Annotated in this window: 15 protein-coding genes; 12 read left to right on the forward strand and 3 right to left on the reverse strand. The window is 64.1% G+C overall.

Annotated features, from left to right (window positions below):
- Positions 1-145: 145 nt before the first annotated feature.
- The 7 genes from RA302_RS09490 (at position 146) to RA302_RS09520 (ending at position 5,127) form a co-directional block, all read left to right on the forward strand.
- Positions 146-451 carry a WXG100 family type VII secretion target gene (locus tag RA302_RS09490; protein WP_003940986.1) on the forward strand — a complete coding sequence of 102 codons (306 nt, stop codon included), beginning with the start codon at positions 146-148 and terminating at the stop codon, positions 449-451.
- Positions 452-538: 87 nt separating this feature from the next.
- Entirely contained in the window at positions 539-832 is a 294-nt protein-coding gene (locus tag RA302_RS09495; RefSeq protein ID WP_003940975.1) for a WXG100 family type VII secretion target, read from the forward strand.
- A 289-nt stretch (positions 833-1,121) separates the two neighbouring features.
- Positions 1,122-1,565, forward strand: coding sequence for a 50S ribosomal protein L13 (gene rplM / locus RA302_RS09500; RefSeq protein WP_019747566.1), 444 nt, complete (start codon positions 1,122-1,124; stop codon positions 1,563-1,565).
- Complete coding sequence (rpsI, locus tag RA302_RS09505; RefSeq protein ID WP_019747567.1) at positions 1,562-2,074, forward strand: 30S ribosomal protein S9; 513 nt, start codon at positions 1,562-1,564, stop codon at positions 2,072-2,074. Before rplM ends, rpsI begins: the two co-directional genes overlap by 4 nt.
- Positions 2,075-2,228: 154 nt before the next feature.
- Complete coding sequence (glmM, locus tag RA302_RS09510) at positions 2,229-3,566, forward strand: phosphoglucosamine mutase (RefSeq protein ID WP_338480328.1); 1,338 nt, start codon at positions 2,229-2,231, stop codon at positions 3,564-3,566.
- Between the two features lie 110 nt (positions 3,567-3,676).
- Positions 3,677-3,982, forward strand: coding sequence for a hypothetical protein (locus RA302_RS09515; protein ID WP_084326043.1), 306 nt, complete (start codon positions 3,677-3,679; stop codon positions 3,980-3,982).
- Between the two features lie 176 nt (positions 3,983-4,158).
- Positions 4,159-5,127, forward strand: a complete 969-nt coding sequence (locus RA302_RS09520; RefSeq protein WP_338480331.1) for a hypothetical protein — start codon at positions 4,159-4,161, stop codon at positions 5,125-5,127.
- 46 nt (positions 5,128-5,173) lie between these two features.
- Here the strand turns inward: RA302_RS09520 and RA302_RS09525 are convergent, their stop codons facing one another.
- Both RA302_RS09525 and RA302_RS09530 read right to left on the reverse strand, forming a co-directional pair.
- On the reverse strand, positions 5,174-5,395 hold the full coding sequence (locus RA302_RS09525) for a hypothetical protein (RefSeq protein WP_021343574.1): 222 nt from the start codon (positions 5,393-5,395) through the stop codon (positions 5,174-5,176).
- 6 nt (positions 5,396-5,401) lie between these two features.
- Positions 5,402-6,241 (reverse strand): dienelactone hydrolase family protein, encoded by an 840-nt coding sequence (locus tag RA302_RS09530; protein ID WP_020969056.1) that lies wholly within the window; start codon positions 6,239-6,241, stop codon positions 5,402-5,404.
- Between the two features lie 121 nt (positions 6,242-6,362).
- Between RA302_RS09530 and glmS the strand changes: the two genes are divergently transcribed.
- Entirely contained in the window at positions 6,363-8,225 is a 1,863-nt protein-coding gene (gene glmS / locus RA302_RS09535) for a glutamine--fructose-6-phosphate transaminase (isomerizing) (RefSeq protein WP_172933407.1), read from the forward strand.
- A 54-nt stretch (positions 8,226-8,279) separates the two neighbouring features.
- On the opposite strand, the gene RA302_RS09540 is transcribed toward glmS, so the two are convergent.
- Positions 8,280-8,651: a cupredoxin family copper-binding protein gene (locus tag RA302_RS09540; protein WP_019747573.1), complete on the reverse strand. Its 372-nt coding sequence runs from the start codon at positions 8,649-8,651 to the stop codon at positions 8,280-8,282.
- 38 nt (positions 8,652-8,689) lie between these two features.
- Between RA302_RS09540 and RA302_RS09545 the strand changes: the two genes are divergently transcribed.
- Genes RA302_RS09545 through tsaE form a run of 4 tightly spaced genes read left to right on the forward strand, consistent with a single transcriptional unit; the run spans position 8,690 to position 12,911 of the window.
- A complete protein-coding gene (locus RA302_RS09545) occupies positions 8,690-10,123 on the forward strand; it encodes an NAD(P)H-hydrate dehydratase (protein ID WP_172933408.1) in 1,434 nt (477 codons plus the stop codon).
- Positions 10,124-10,178: 55 nt separating this feature from the next.
- On the forward strand, positions 10,179-11,381 hold the full coding sequence (alr, locus tag RA302_RS09550; protein WP_338480339.1) for an alanine racemase: 1,203 nt from the start codon (positions 10,179-10,181) through the stop codon (positions 11,379-11,381).
- Complete coding sequence (locus tag RA302_RS09555) at positions 11,378-12,430, forward strand: alpha/beta hydrolase (protein ID WP_003940782.1); 1,053 nt, start codon at positions 11,378-11,380, stop codon at positions 12,428-12,430. The genes alr and RA302_RS09555 overlap by 4 nt, the downstream gene beginning before the upstream one ends.
- Positions 12,420-12,911: a tRNA (adenosine(37)-N6)-threonylcarbamoyltransferase complex ATPase subunit type 1 TsaE gene (tsaE, locus tag RA302_RS09560; protein WP_019747576.1), complete on the forward strand. Its 492-nt coding sequence runs from the start codon at positions 12,420-12,422 to the stop codon at positions 12,909-12,911. Before RA302_RS09555 ends, tsaE begins: the two co-directional genes overlap by 11 nt.
- Positions 12,912-12,956: the final 45 nt, after the last annotated feature.

The following is a 12,956-nucleotide window of genomic DNA, read 5'->3' on the forward strand; positions in this document are numbered from 1 at the left end:
CCGGAACCGTTGGCACGGAGGTCGCGTCAAAGTATGTGTAGCGCACATCAGGGAGTTCCGCTCGACCCCGGTGCACATCCGACGGACAAGCCGTCGTGGGTGGTCGCCGATACCGAACGGTACTCACCGAATCCAGGGGGACGACATGGGCTTTACCGCAACTACCGCTGAATTGATCGATTCGGCGGGGACCATCGACGGACATCTCGGTGACATCAGGGGACTGGTCAACGCTGTTCGGTCGGAGGCCGACGCTTCGCACAATTCGTGGAACGGTGCGGCGCAGGTCGAATACGCAGGAATCATGGAGCGATACAACAGCGCGGCCCTGAAGCTGGACACTGCTCTGACCGACATCTGCGAGCAGATCAAACAGGCTGCGGGAACCTTCGACTCGACAGAAGACGACAACGTCAGCTCGCTTCGCGGCGCGACGGTGAACATGTCCTGACCGTCAGCTCTTCACCGTTCGATCAAGCAGTCCTCAGCCAGTAGTTCTCACAAAGTTCTCTCCAGTCACACCGAACCGGGAGCAGTTATGTCCGACAGGATCAAGTACGACTTCGGCGGCCTCGCAATGCTGTCCGATCAGATGAAACAGCAGGCCAAAGCGATCAACGACAAGCAGGGCGACATCAAGGTTGTCGTAGACAAGCTGCAAGCAGGCTGGGAAGGGGCAGGTTCCGAAGCCTGGAACGACGCACAGCGCCGCTGGGCCCAGGCTTCCGAAGAACTGAACATGGTTCTCGCGCAGATCGCCGGAGCGACGGCGAGCGGCTCGGAGAAGATGCAGGAAGCTGACCGGATCGCCGCAAACGGGTTCGGTCGCTGACAACATTCATGTCGTGACGACACCCCGACTGCCCCGGTACCGTCAGGTTGCCGGGGCAGTCGCATGTCGATCGCTTACCTGCTGGTTCCGGACGAGGGCATTGTCGGCGGAGATGGCTGCGCTTTGACCTGGCAGCGGGTAGACCGGTATCGTCTATCGGTGGCGTGCCGTAGGGCTCCGGCAGAAATGCGTGGAGACCGGCGGTTCTCGGGTCTCAACTGGCCGCCGAGGATCGTTTACGCGATACGCACATGGTCAGCAGTGGAATGAATTAAGACGAGGAAGATCTGTGTCTACGTACACCCCGAAGGCCGGAGATGTGACCCACTCGTGGCACGTCATCGACGCCACTGACGTGGTGCTCGGCCGTCTTGCCGTTCAGGCAGCGAACTTGCTGCGTGGCAAGCACAAGCCCACCTACGCGCCGCACATCGACGGTGGTGACTTCGTTGTCATCATCAACGCTGAGAAGGTTGCCATCAGCGGCAACAAGCTGCAGGGCAAGAACGTTTACCACCACTCCGGATTCCCGGGTGGCCTGAAGTCCCGCACTGTCGGTGAGGTCCTCGACAGGACTCCCGATCGTCTCGTCGAGAAGGCCATTGTCGGCATGCTCCCCAAGACGAAGCTCGGCCGCGCAATGAGCAGCAAGCTCAAGGTCTACGCGGGCCCGAATCACCCCCACACCGCGCAGCAGCCGGTGCCGTTCGAGATCAAGCAGGTCGCACAGTGACATCGCCGGAAGAGCAGAACGTGTCCGAAGAGAACATCGAAGCAGTGGAAGAGCTTGTCGCCGCTGACGCAGTCGAGGTCGTCGAAGAGGTTGCTGCAGCTACGCTCGCACCGATCGTCCTCGATCGCCCGGTCCAGACCGTCGGTCGCCGCAAGGAGGCTGTCGTTCGCGTCCGGATGACTCCCGGTACCGGTCAGTTCAAGCTCAACGGCCGTACGTTGGAGGATTACTTCCCCAACAAGGTTCACCAGCAGCTGATCAAGGCTCCGCTGGTGCTCGTCGAGCGTCCCGAGTCTTTCGACATCATTGCACTGCTGCACGGTGGCGGCCCGTCCGGTCAGGCAGGCGCACTGCGTCTGGCTATCGCGCGCGCACTCATCGAGGTAACCCCTGATGATCGTCCGGCCCTCAAGCGTGCAGGCTTCCTGACGCGTGACGCCCGCGCGGTCGAGCGTAAGAAGTACGGCCTGAAGAAGGCCCGTAAGGCATCGCAGTACTCCAAGCGCTGATGCTTTGCCGAGGTTGACCCGACGGGTCTGCTTCGGCACCTGTTCACCACAAGAGCGGGCGTCCATCGTTACCGGACGCTCGCTCTTGTGTTTCTCGGAGAAATTCCATTCTCGAGTTTCATTCTCGAGGTTCACAGGATTCAGGAGTCGTTCTATGGGTCGGTTGTTCGGTACTGACGGTGTTCGTGGGCTTGCCAATTCGGATCTGACTGCAGATCTTGCATTGAGATTGGCAGTTGCCGCGGCGAGCGTACTGACAGCCGGCACCTCGGATGCCCGTCCGACCGCCGTGATCGGCCGCGATCCTCGCGCCAGCGGTGAGATGCTTCAAGCCGCGGTGACGGCCGGGTTGAGTTCCGCAGGCGTCGACGTGCTCGACGTGGGTATCCTCCCGACTCCGGCAGTTGCATACTTGACGGCAAAGCTCGACGCCAGTCTCGGTGTCATGATTTCTGCATCGCATAATCCCATGCCGGACAACGGAATCAAGATTTTCGCGGCCGGTGGGCACAAGCTGGATGACGCTGTCGAGGTGGGGATCGAGGACGCACTCGACGGCACTGCACCGCCGGTCCTTCCGACAGGTGCCGGGATAGGCCGAGTCCGTGCGGTCGACGATGCCGCTCAGCTGTACCTTGCACATCTGGCGAGCGCGGCGAGCGAGCCGCTCGCTGGACTTACCGTTGTCGTCGACTGCGCCAACGGCGCTGCTTCCGCGCTCGCACCGGTTGCCTACGCAGCAGCGGGCGCTCGTGTCATCGCGATCAGCGCAGATCCCGACGGCCTCAACATCAACGACGGCTGCGGATCGACGCACCTGGAGAATCTTCAGAAAGCGGTAGTCGATCACGGGGCGGACCTAGGCCTCGCGCACGACGGCGACGCCGACCGCTGCTTGGCCGTCGACGAGACCGGCGCGGTGGTCGATGGTGACGCGATCATGGCTGTTCTGGCGATCGCGATGAACGAGGCCGGGGAGTTGGTCGAGAACACTCTCGTCGCGACTGTCATGAGCAATCTCGGTTTGCACATCGCGATGCGCGAGGCAGGCATCAACATCGTGACTGCTGCCGTAGGCGACCGCTACGTCTTGGAGGAACTGCGCGCGGGCGGATACAGCCTCGGTGGCGAGCAGTCAGGCCATGTTGTGTTGCCGGCGTTCGGCACCACGGGCGACGGAATTCTCACCGGTCTCAGGCTGCTCGGACGCATGGCTCGTACGCGTAAGTCGGCATCGGTACTGGCTGCAACGATGACCACCCTCCCGCAAGTGCTGATCAACGTGAAGGTCGGGGACAAGGCGGCAGTCGCAGCGTCGCCGTCGGTACTTGCAGCAGTCGCGGACGCCGAGCGCGTTCTCGGTGACGGTGGTCGAGTGCTCCTGCGCCCGTCCGGGACAGAGCAACTGGTCCGCGTCATGGTCGAGGCCACCGAACTTCCGCTCGCGCAGAAGCTGGCTGACGAGTTGGCCGAGATCGTCGGTTCGGTGTAGCCCCTCATTGCGCCTTCGCGTTTTGAGGGAACGTAATTGCGCCCTGCTGCGTCCAAGGAGTCAAAGGCCGCTCGACGTGCGAGTGGTTCCGTTGAAACTTGGGGGCGCTCGTGGATGTCGACCGCGCTGGAACAGATGAATTGGCACGCCATGCGGTGTCGGTGGCCCAGGGTCTGCGCGATTCTGCCGAGCCGATCAAGCATTTGCGAGGGGGCGGTGCCGCTTCGGGCCGTGACTACGCCGAGCACGGAGCCGCGTTGGCGTCGGCATTGGCGGTCCTGAATTCTCGCTTGACTGGCCGTGCGGATCTTCTCGATACGTTGGCGCGCCGGCTTTCCTCTTCGGCTGAGGCAATCACTGAGGTGGATCGTGAGGGTGCGCGGCGGGTGCGGGACTCCGGCGGGTCGGCCTCGTGATACCGAACAGCCTTACAGCCCAGGCAGTACCGAACGGCCCGTGTTCTTTCGAAGATATTCTTGCACTGCGTGATTCACATGCTCATCCCGACGAAATTCTGGAAGCGGGCGCTAGCGGACTGCAGTTCTTCGGCCGATTTCACGACCTGGCCACTCGGTTGGGTTTCGAAGAACGGATGCTTACCTCCTATGAGGATGCATATCGCGCAGAGGCGGGCATCGATATCGCGGCACTGACGCGAGACATGTCGGACATGGCTGCGGCGGTGGATAGTTCGGTCGCGGAGATCGCGATGCTGACGGTCCTGGCCGAGAATCTTCCCGCAGTGTGGAATGTTTCCGGCGTGGATGCGGTCGTCGATCAGGTCTTCGCCGCGCGGCGCGAAGCTCGGTCCGATGCGGATTCGGCGCCACTGTTGATCACGCTAGCCGACGAACTTGCGCGGACTGTTCGAACGGCTTTGGCAGACAAAGCTTTCAAGGTGGCCAGCCTCGACCGGGCGACCATCGGCGGTCTGGGTGCGGGGGAGATCGATCAGCTGGCTCACGTCGCTTCCAGCGGTCGTGGCGCGGCGCCATGGTTGGACACTGTTTTTCGGTCGGCGTATCTGGATGCCCGCGACGAATTCGACAGGGCGTGCGCGCAGTGTGCGAGCGCGGTAGGCGATGCTTTTGATGCCGCGACTCAATGGGTGACAGACGCCTTCCCGTCGACCTTGCCAGTCGCCGAGACAATCGAATCCGCTGCCGCGGCTGCGCCGATCTCTTTCTCGATCGGCGGCAACACGTGGGGCTTCTCGATTGCGCCCGACGGTCGTGGGGTGAGTCTCGATGTCGCCGGTGCTGACGGGAACTCTGTGTCTGTCACCGTGGAGTTGGACGAAAACGGTTGGCCGAGAATAGTTTTTGATGCCGGTCAGGAGGCGGTCATGCAGGAGACATACCCGCAAGAAGCGTCCCAGCCCGCGACACTTCAACCCGAAATTCCCCAGCCCGATAATCCCCAGCCCGAGATACCGGTTGAAACCACCGCCGAAGTCTCGCCCGCGCCGGACCCGGAGCCGCCTGTCACAGTCCCGGACGAGTCGATCGCCGGCCCCGACGGAGAGACGGGCGCTGAGCTGGCCGGAGCTGGTCCGCTGTGAAGTCCGTTCACGCGCCCTTCGAAGAGATCCGTCGAACTCTCGATTCTCAACTCGAGGACTTCCGTGAGCGCAGAGCGCTCGAGGACTTCCGTGAGCGCAGAGCGGCAGTGGCGAGCGAGGAATCGCGCCAGGAGCCGCCGTCCGAAACGACGTCTGCCGATAACGACACGGAAGGGTCGGTCAGATCCGGCCCGTATCTGCGATCCGCGTCAGAGCCGACGACGACGCCGACGAAGCCGTGCTCGCCGCCGGAGTCGGGGGCGGGCACGGACTCCTACTTACGCAACAGCTGGCTGGCCCGCGCGTCGGAGTGAGGTTCAACCGGGAGCAACGGCGCCGTGTGTGGAATCTCGACATCAGGATCAGCAAAGTCCTGGTACTTCTTGTCGCCGGTCAGATGGAACAACAGGAAGCCCGTGAGCAGGCACCGTGTGGCGGACTGTGTCTTGCGCTCGGATCCACCGAGGCCCAGGGCTCCGAGGAGTCGGCGGCCTTCGATCAGTCCGGCGTCTTGGCCGTCGTTCACGGTGCGTGCGACGACGGGGCCGCCCCACTCCACGCTCAGCGGGCGCGCATTGCTGGTCAAGGAATCGACGTCGTCTTGGCCGGCAAGGATCAATCCGGGCGCTGTGATCTTCGACGCGTAGTTCTCCGCCTTGGGTGCTGTCGGGGCCGGGAACAGCGCGGCTACCGCACCGACATCCCCGCGCTGCGCTGCGGCCAGTACCGCCGCGCCCGCGCCCATGCCGTGACCGGCAAAGGCGACTCGATCGGGGTGGACGCTGATCTGGCCAGGGCCGAGTCGTACGCCGACGCAGATGTCGAGCGTCGCTCGAAGATCTGCAGCCAAGCCGAGATGGGACGGGACCGGACCGCGTTCGCTGTCGGGCGCCGCTGCGACAATTCCCCAGGAAGCGAGGTGCTGGAGTGTCTGCTCGTACTTGTGGGACCCGACCATCCACCCGTGCGCGAAGGCAACGGCGGGGAGATTGAAACCGGTTTCCGGCGTGTACACGACACCCGGCTGTCCGGCCAGGGCGAGGTTGCCGCGGAGAACTCGGTGCGGGCCGCGCTTGGACAGCTCACGGGTCAGTGTCTTCAGTTTCGGTGCCACGGTTGAAGACGTTATCCGATGAGCGCCTCGTGTATGCGGAGCCGACGCTGCAACCGGCTGGGGGATGTCTGTGGAACCGCAAAATGCGCCCACCGCCGATGTCCAAGTACCCTGAGTCACCATGTGCGGAATCGTGGGATACGTCGGCCACCGCCCAGCTCTGGGCGTTGTGGTGGAGGCTTTACGGCGAATGGAGTATCGCGGGTACGACTCGTCGGGAATCGCGATTCTCGACGGAACCGGTGGGGTCGAGATCGAGCGTAAGGCCGGTAAGTTGGCCAACCTCGAGGCGGAGCTCGGCGAGTACGGCGCGGATCACTTTGTCGGTACGTCGGGTATGGGTCATACCCGGTGGGCGACGCATGGGCGACCGACCGACCGTAATGCGCATCCGCATCGTGATGCGTCGGGCAAGCTGGCTGTCGTTCACAACGGAATCATCGAGAATTTCGCCCCGCTGCGTGCGGAGCTCGAGGCTGCAGGCGTCGAGCTTCAGAGCGACACGGATTCCGAGGTGGCAGTTCACCTGGTAGCCCGGGCGTACTCCGACGGGCCGACGGCAGGTGATTTCATCGAGAGTGCGCTGTCGGTGGTTCGTCGGTTGGAAGGTGCGTTCACGCTCGTCTTCACGCACGCCGACCACGCGGACACGATTGTCGCCGCCCGCCGCTCGACGCCGCTCGTCGTCGGTGTCGGTGAGGGCGAGATGTTCCTCGGCTCCGACGTCGCTGCGTTCATCGAGCACACACGCGATGCGGTTGAACTCGGACAGGATCAGGCAGTGGTGATCACTGCCGACAGCTATCGGATCTCCGACTTCGCGGGCAACGAGGCAGAGGGGCGCCCGTTCCGCATCGACTGGGATCTCGCGGCCGCCGAAAAGGGTGGTCACGACTACTTCATGCTCAAGGAGATCGAAGAGCAGCCGACCGCTGTCGCCGACACGCTCCTCGGCCACTTCGAGAACGGGAAGATCGTCCTCGACGAGCAGCGGTTGTCCGATCAGGAACTGCGCGACGTCGACAAGGTGTTTGTCGTCGCCTGCGGTAGTGCCTACCACTCCGGACTGTTGGCGAAGTACGCGATCGAGCATTGGACGCGTCTACCTGTCGAGGTCGAACTCGCCAGCGAATTCCGTTACCGCGACCCGGTTCTGGATCGCTCGACGCTTGTTGTCGCGATCTCGCAGTCGGGGGAGACGGCGGACACACTCGAAGCGGTCAAGCACGCCAAGGACCAGAAGGCACGCGTCCTGGCGATCTGCAACACCAACGGTGCACAGATCCCGCGCGAAGCCGACGCCGTTCTCTACACGCGGGCAGGACCGGAAATCGCGGTTGCGTCGACCAAGGCCTTCCTGGCGCAGGTGACCGCGAACTACCTCGTCGGTTTGGCTTTGGCGCAGGCTCGCGGCACCAAGTATCCGGACGAGGTTGCGCGCGAGTACGCCGACCTCGAAGCTATGCCCGCATTGGTCAGCAAGGTGCTCGAGACGGCAGAACCGGTGCGCGCGTTGGCACGCCAGTTCGCGCACGCGTCGACCGTGCTGTTCCTGGGGCGCCACGTCGGCTACCCGGTGGCGCTCGAGGGTGCGCTCAAGCTCAAGGAGCTTGCGTACATGCACGCCGAGGGCTTTGCCGCCGGTGAGCTCAAGCACGGCCCGATCGCGCTGATCGAGGAGGACCTTCCGGTCATCATCGTCATGCCGTCGCCGCAGGGTCGCGCTGTCCTGCACTCGAAGTTGGTGTCCAACATTCAGGAGATCAAGGCGCGCGGGGCAACGACTATCGTCATCGCGGAGGAAGGCGATACCGTCGCCGCGGCGCACGCGGATCACCTGATCGAGATTCCGCCGTCACCGACTCTGCTGCAGCCGTTGCTGTCCACGGTTCCGTTGCAGATCTTTGCGGCCGAGGTTGCCGCGGCGCGCGGATACGACGTCGACAAGCCGCGTAACCTGGCGAAATCGGTTACGGTCGAATAGTTTTCGTAGGGAAATTCGGGCCCCGCAGTCGAAAGACTGTGGGGCCCGAGTGCGTTACGGCGTCTCGACGACGACGGTTCCGCGCATCTCGGGATGCGGTGTACAGGTGTAGTCGTAGGTTCCGGGTTCGGTGAACGTGTAGGTGTAAGTTCCCGATTTCTTGAGTGGGCTGCGGAGTTTGCCCTTGGCGTCTCCGAGGCCGTTGACGTCGTGGGCCATTCCGTTGTCGTCGAATACCCACGTGACGGTGTCGCCGACGTTCACGGTGATGGAAGCGGGGGAGTACGCCATCCCGGAGATGGTCACCACGGGTCCGCTCGCCGTCGTTTCGGCCGCAGATGGTGTGGAGTCGGTGCCGGAACTGCACCCGACCAGACCGAGAGCGAGGACGAGTCCCGCGATTGCCGGGCGAAGACGTGATTTCATGGTTTCGAGGGTAGCGACGGCAACTGAAGGGTTCCGACATGCGTGGGTACTACACAGTCGATCAGGTGCGAGAAGCGGAGGCGCCGTTGCTCGACAAGCTGCCCGACGGGGTGCTGATGCGTCGAGCGGCGTACGGTCTCGCGCGAGTCGTCGCGGACGAATTACGTTCCCGTACAGGATCGGTCGCGCATCGGTCGGTGACGCTTCTGGTCGGTACCGGCGACAACGGCGGTGATGCCCTGTGGGCGGGTGCGTTGCTCCGCAAACGAGGTGTGAGTGTTCGGGCCGTGTTGCTCGATCCGGCGCGCGCTCATCGGTCGGGCCTCGACGCTCTCCTGAAGGCCGGTGGCCGAGTCGCTGCCGAAGTCGGGTCGCCGGATCTGGTGATCGACGGCATCGTCGGGATTTCCGGGCACGGCGGTCTGAGGCCTGACGCAGCCGAGCTCGTCGGCCAGGTGGAGGCACCGATCGTGGCGGTCGATCTTCCGAGCGGCGTCGACGCGAACACCGGCGCAGTGGACGGCCCGTCGGTGACCGCTGATGTGACGGTCACATTCGGTGCGCTCAAGCCGGTGCACGTACTCGCGGCTCCGCTGTGTGGTCGTGTCGAACTCGTGGATATCGGATTGAGCGTCGGCGAACCGGCGTTCGGTTCGCTCGATCCGGCCGAGGTCGGTGCGCTGTGGCCGGTTCCAGTCCCGGAGGACGACAAGTACTCGCAGGGTGTGGTGGGCATCGTTGCGGGAAGTGAGCAGTATCCCGGCGCGGGCGTGCTCTGCACCGGCGCCGCGGTGACCGCGACCTCCGGCCTGGTCCGCTATGCCGGGCACGGCGCCGCCGAGGTGCTCGCCCGGTTCCCGGAGGTGATTGCGAGTGAGACGTTCCAAGCCGCCGGGCGGGTTCAGGCCTGGGTGGTCGGACCCGGTATGGGTACCGACGACGACGCCGCGCGGCTTCTGGCGTCGGTACTGGCTACCGATGTACCCGTTGTTGTCGATGCGGACGGCCTTACCCTCCTCGCTCAGCGTCCCGAACTTGTCGCAGCCCGGACCGCGCCGACTCTTCTGACGCCCCACGCCGGCGAGTTCGCACGATTCACACCACTCGGCGACGACAGAATCGCGGCCACGCGTGCTCTCGCCGAACGCCTCGGAGTCACGATTCTGCTGAAAGGCCATACGACGGTGATCTCGGATCCCGGCGGTGAGGTCCTGGTCAACGACGCCGGCGGCTCCTGGGCGTCGACCGCAGGCTCGGGTGACATCCTCTCCGGTGTGATCGGCGCGTTGCTGGCGGCGGGTCTGAGCCCTCTCGAAGCCGGGGCCGTCGGGGCGCGGGCTCACGCGTTGGCGGCGAACATCGCCGCTGCCGGCGGTCAGAGCGATGTCGCCGGAGCACCGATTTCGGCTTCGCCGCTGCTGGGAGGTCTGCGCGAGTCGGTGCGTGTGCTTCGCTCTTTTGCCCTTGATTGAGGGTGTTCAAACCCGAACACGTGTCCGATTCTGCGCGGGTGGCAGGATTGTCGCCATGACGCTTGCCCAGGGAAGAGCACCGAAGGAGCCTGCGGAGGGGAAGGCGAGCCGACTCGACGACGCAGTAGGGCCGCAGACGGAGGCAGTCGTCGATCTGGACGCGATCGCGCACAACGTGCGTGTCCTGCGTGAATTTGCCGGTGATGCAGCGTTGATGGCGGTCATCAAGGCGGACGGATACAACCACGGCGCAGTTGCGGTTGCGCGGACGGCACTGTCGGCCGGAGCCCGGGAACTCGGCGTCACCACCATCGCGGAGGCACTGGTCCTTCGCGAGGCAGGCATCACCGCTCCCGTCCTGGCCTGGCTGCACGGCCTCGACGCCGATTTCTCCTCGGCGATCCGGTCCGACATCGAGATCGGCGTGTCCTCCCCGCGACACCTGGCTGCTGTCGTCGACGCGGCACGGGTTCTGGGACAACAGGCGACCGTGACGCTCAAGGTGGACACCGGTCTCAATCGCAACGGCGTCTCGAGAACCGAGTGGCCGCAGATGCTCGACGACCTCGCCACTGCCCGGGACGAGGGCACGATCAGGCTGCGCGGAGTGTTTTCCCATCTTGCGCACTCGGACGAACCGCATCATGACGTCATCGACATGCAGAAGCAGCGTTTGATCGAAGCGGTTGCCGACGTCCGCGCTCGCGGATTCGACCACGAAGTTGTTCATCTTTCCAACTCCGCCGCTACAGTCACCCGTCCTGACCTGCAATTTGACATGGTTCGACCCGGGATTGCGATATATGGATTGTCTCCGGTGCCCGAACTCGGAGATTTCGGTTTACGACCGGCGATGACGCTGCGAGCGAAGGTGATTCTGGTGAAGAAGGTGGCCGCCGGAGAGGGCGTCTCCTACGGGCATCAGTGGGTCGCACCGCACGACACCACTCTTGCGCTGCTTCCCGTCGGCTACGCCGACGGTCTGACTCGTTCACTGAGCGGCAAGTTCGAAGTGCAGTTGGGCGGCAAGCGTCGCCAGGCCGTCGGGCGGATCTGCATGGACCAGGTGTTGGTGGACCTGGGGCCGGACGGCGACGGAGTTCGCGAAGGCGACACCGCGATCTTCTTCGGCAACGGCGATCACGGCGAACCCAACGCGCAGGCCTGGGCCGACGTACTCGACACCATTCACTACGAGGTCGTGACCGGAATACGTGGACGCACTGTGCGAACGTACATCGGGGGAGAGACGTCATGAAGACTGCAGGAAAGATGAGCATTCTCGGTGGCCTGCTCAGCGCTGTGGCGCTCGGCTCGATGGCCGGCGTGAATGCATTCAAGACCGCGACGCGTCCGGGCCGGGAAATCTACGCGGACGAGGACTTCGACCTCATGACGCGCGACCGCAAGAGCACGGTGCGCACCGAGGACGGCGTCGAGCTGGCAGTTCGCGAAGTGGGACCGGATGACGCTCCGCTGACAGTCGTTTTCGTGCACGGGTACTGCCTGAGTGCGCTGTCCTGGCATTTCCAGCGCCGCCAGCTCGAAGAGCGATGGGGCAACAAGGTTCGCATGGTGTTCTACGACCAGCGCGGACACGGAGATTCAGGTATGCCGCGTTCGAAGAGTTGCACGGTCTCGCAGCTGGGCCGCGACCTCGCGACTGTCGTCGAGGCCAAAGTGCCCAAGGGACCGATAGTTCTCGTCGGCCACTCGATGGGCGGCATGACGGTGCTCGCGCTCGCCGGTCAGCGACCCGAATGGTTCGAGGGCCGAGTCATCGGCGTCGGGCTGGTCGCGACGACGGCGGCAGGGCTGGCCGAGACCGGTCTGACCCGCAATCTGCAGAATCCGATCATCGACGGGTTCCGGTTGGCAGTGCGCACCTCGCCAGGAGTGGTTCAGCACGCCCGGGGCGCTGCGCGAGTACTGATCACGCCGATCCTGCGTGCAGCGTCGTACGGGACCGATGTCAGCCCACGACTGCATGAGCTGTCGGACGGCATGCTCGACCGGACCTCGGTCGTGACCATCGTCAATTTCTTGCGGACGTTGGAACTGCACGACGAGTCCGCGTCCCTCGAGGTGCTCGCGCACACACCGGCAGTCGTGATCTGCGGCGATCAAGACATGATGATTCCGTTCATCAGCTCCAAGCGTCTCGCTGCCGATCTCCCCGAGTCTGAACTCGTGAGAGTTCACGGGGCCGGCCATCTGGTGCAGCTCGAGTTCCCGGCGATCGTGACGGACGCAATCGACAAGCTGGTGCAGCGTGCACAGGTAGAAGAGCGGTCCGATGTCGGCTGAGAACGCCACGGGACTTCCCGAATCCGGACAGATCACGTTGGAAACGGCCGAGGATACCGAGGCTTTCGGCCGACGGTTGGCGGCGGGACTTGTTGCCGGCGACCTGGTGGTGCTGGACGGGCCACTCGGGGCGGGCAAGACCGCGTTGACGCGCGGAATCGGCGCCGGGCTCGGAGTGCAGGGCCGGGTGACGTCCCCGACGTTTGTCATCGCTCGTGAGCATCGTCCGGGCACCCGCCCCGGCGGCGGAGTTCCCGTCGGCATGATCCACGTCGACGCATACCGGCTGGGAGACAGCGGACCGCATGCGCTCGACGAACTCGATGCCCTCGACCTCGACACCGACCTCACCGATGCTGTGGTGGTGGTCGAATGGGGTGGTGACGTCGTGGAAAGGCTCGTCGAACGACACTTGCGCGTGCAGCTTCATCGGGAACCTGAATCGGATGTGCGGACTGCGAGTTGGTCCTGGACGTCGTGAAACGGCGTTTCGTGTCGCAGACGTCGTGAAACGGCGTTTCGTGTC

The organism is Rhodococcus sp. DN22, from assembly GCF_036669995.1.
Classification (GTDB): domain Bacteria; phylum Actinomycetota; class Actinomycetes; order Mycobacteriales; family Mycobacteriaceae; genus Rhodococcus_F; species Rhodococcus_F erythropolis.

Bases quoted from the DNA above. Each gene is read 5' to 3' on its own strand.
- RA302_RS09520 (WP_338480331.1), top strand. From the start codon at position 4,159: ATGCTTACCTCCTATGAGGATGCATATCGCGCAGAGGCGGGCATCGAT.
- tsaE (WP_019747576.1), top strand. From the start codon at position 12,420: ATGTCGGCTGAGAACGCCACGGGACTTCCCGAATCCGGACAGATCACG.
- alr (WP_338480339.1), top strand. From the start codon at position 10,179: ATGACGCTTGCCCAGGGAAGAGCACCGAAGGAGCCTGCGGAGGGGAAG.
- RA302_RS09545 (WP_172933408.1), top strand. From the start codon at position 8,690: ATGCGTGGGTACTACACAGTCGATCAGGTGCGAGAAGCGGAGGCGCCG.
- RA302_RS09540 (WP_019747573.1), bottom strand. From the start codon at position 8,651: ATGAAATCACGTCTTCGCCCGGCAATCGCGGGACTCGTCCTCGCTCTC.
- RA302_RS09495 (WP_003940975.1), top strand. From the start codon at position 539: ATGTCCGACAGGATCAAGTACGACTTCGGCGGCCTCGCAATGCTGTCC.
- glmS (WP_172933407.1), top strand. From the start codon at position 6,363: ATGTGCGGAATCGTGGGATACGTCGGCCACCGCCCAGCTCTGGGCGTT.
- RA302_RS09490 (WP_003940986.1), top strand. From the start codon at position 146: ATGGGCTTTACCGCAACTACCGCTGAATTGATCGATTCGGCGGGGACC.
- glmM (WP_338480328.1), top strand. From the start codon at position 2,229: ATGGGTCGGTTGTTCGGTACTGACGGTGTTCGTGGGCTTGCCAATTCG.
- RA302_RS09555 (WP_003940782.1), top strand. From the start codon at position 11,378: ATGAAGACTGCAGGAAAGATGAGCATTCTCGGTGGCCTGCTCAGCGCT.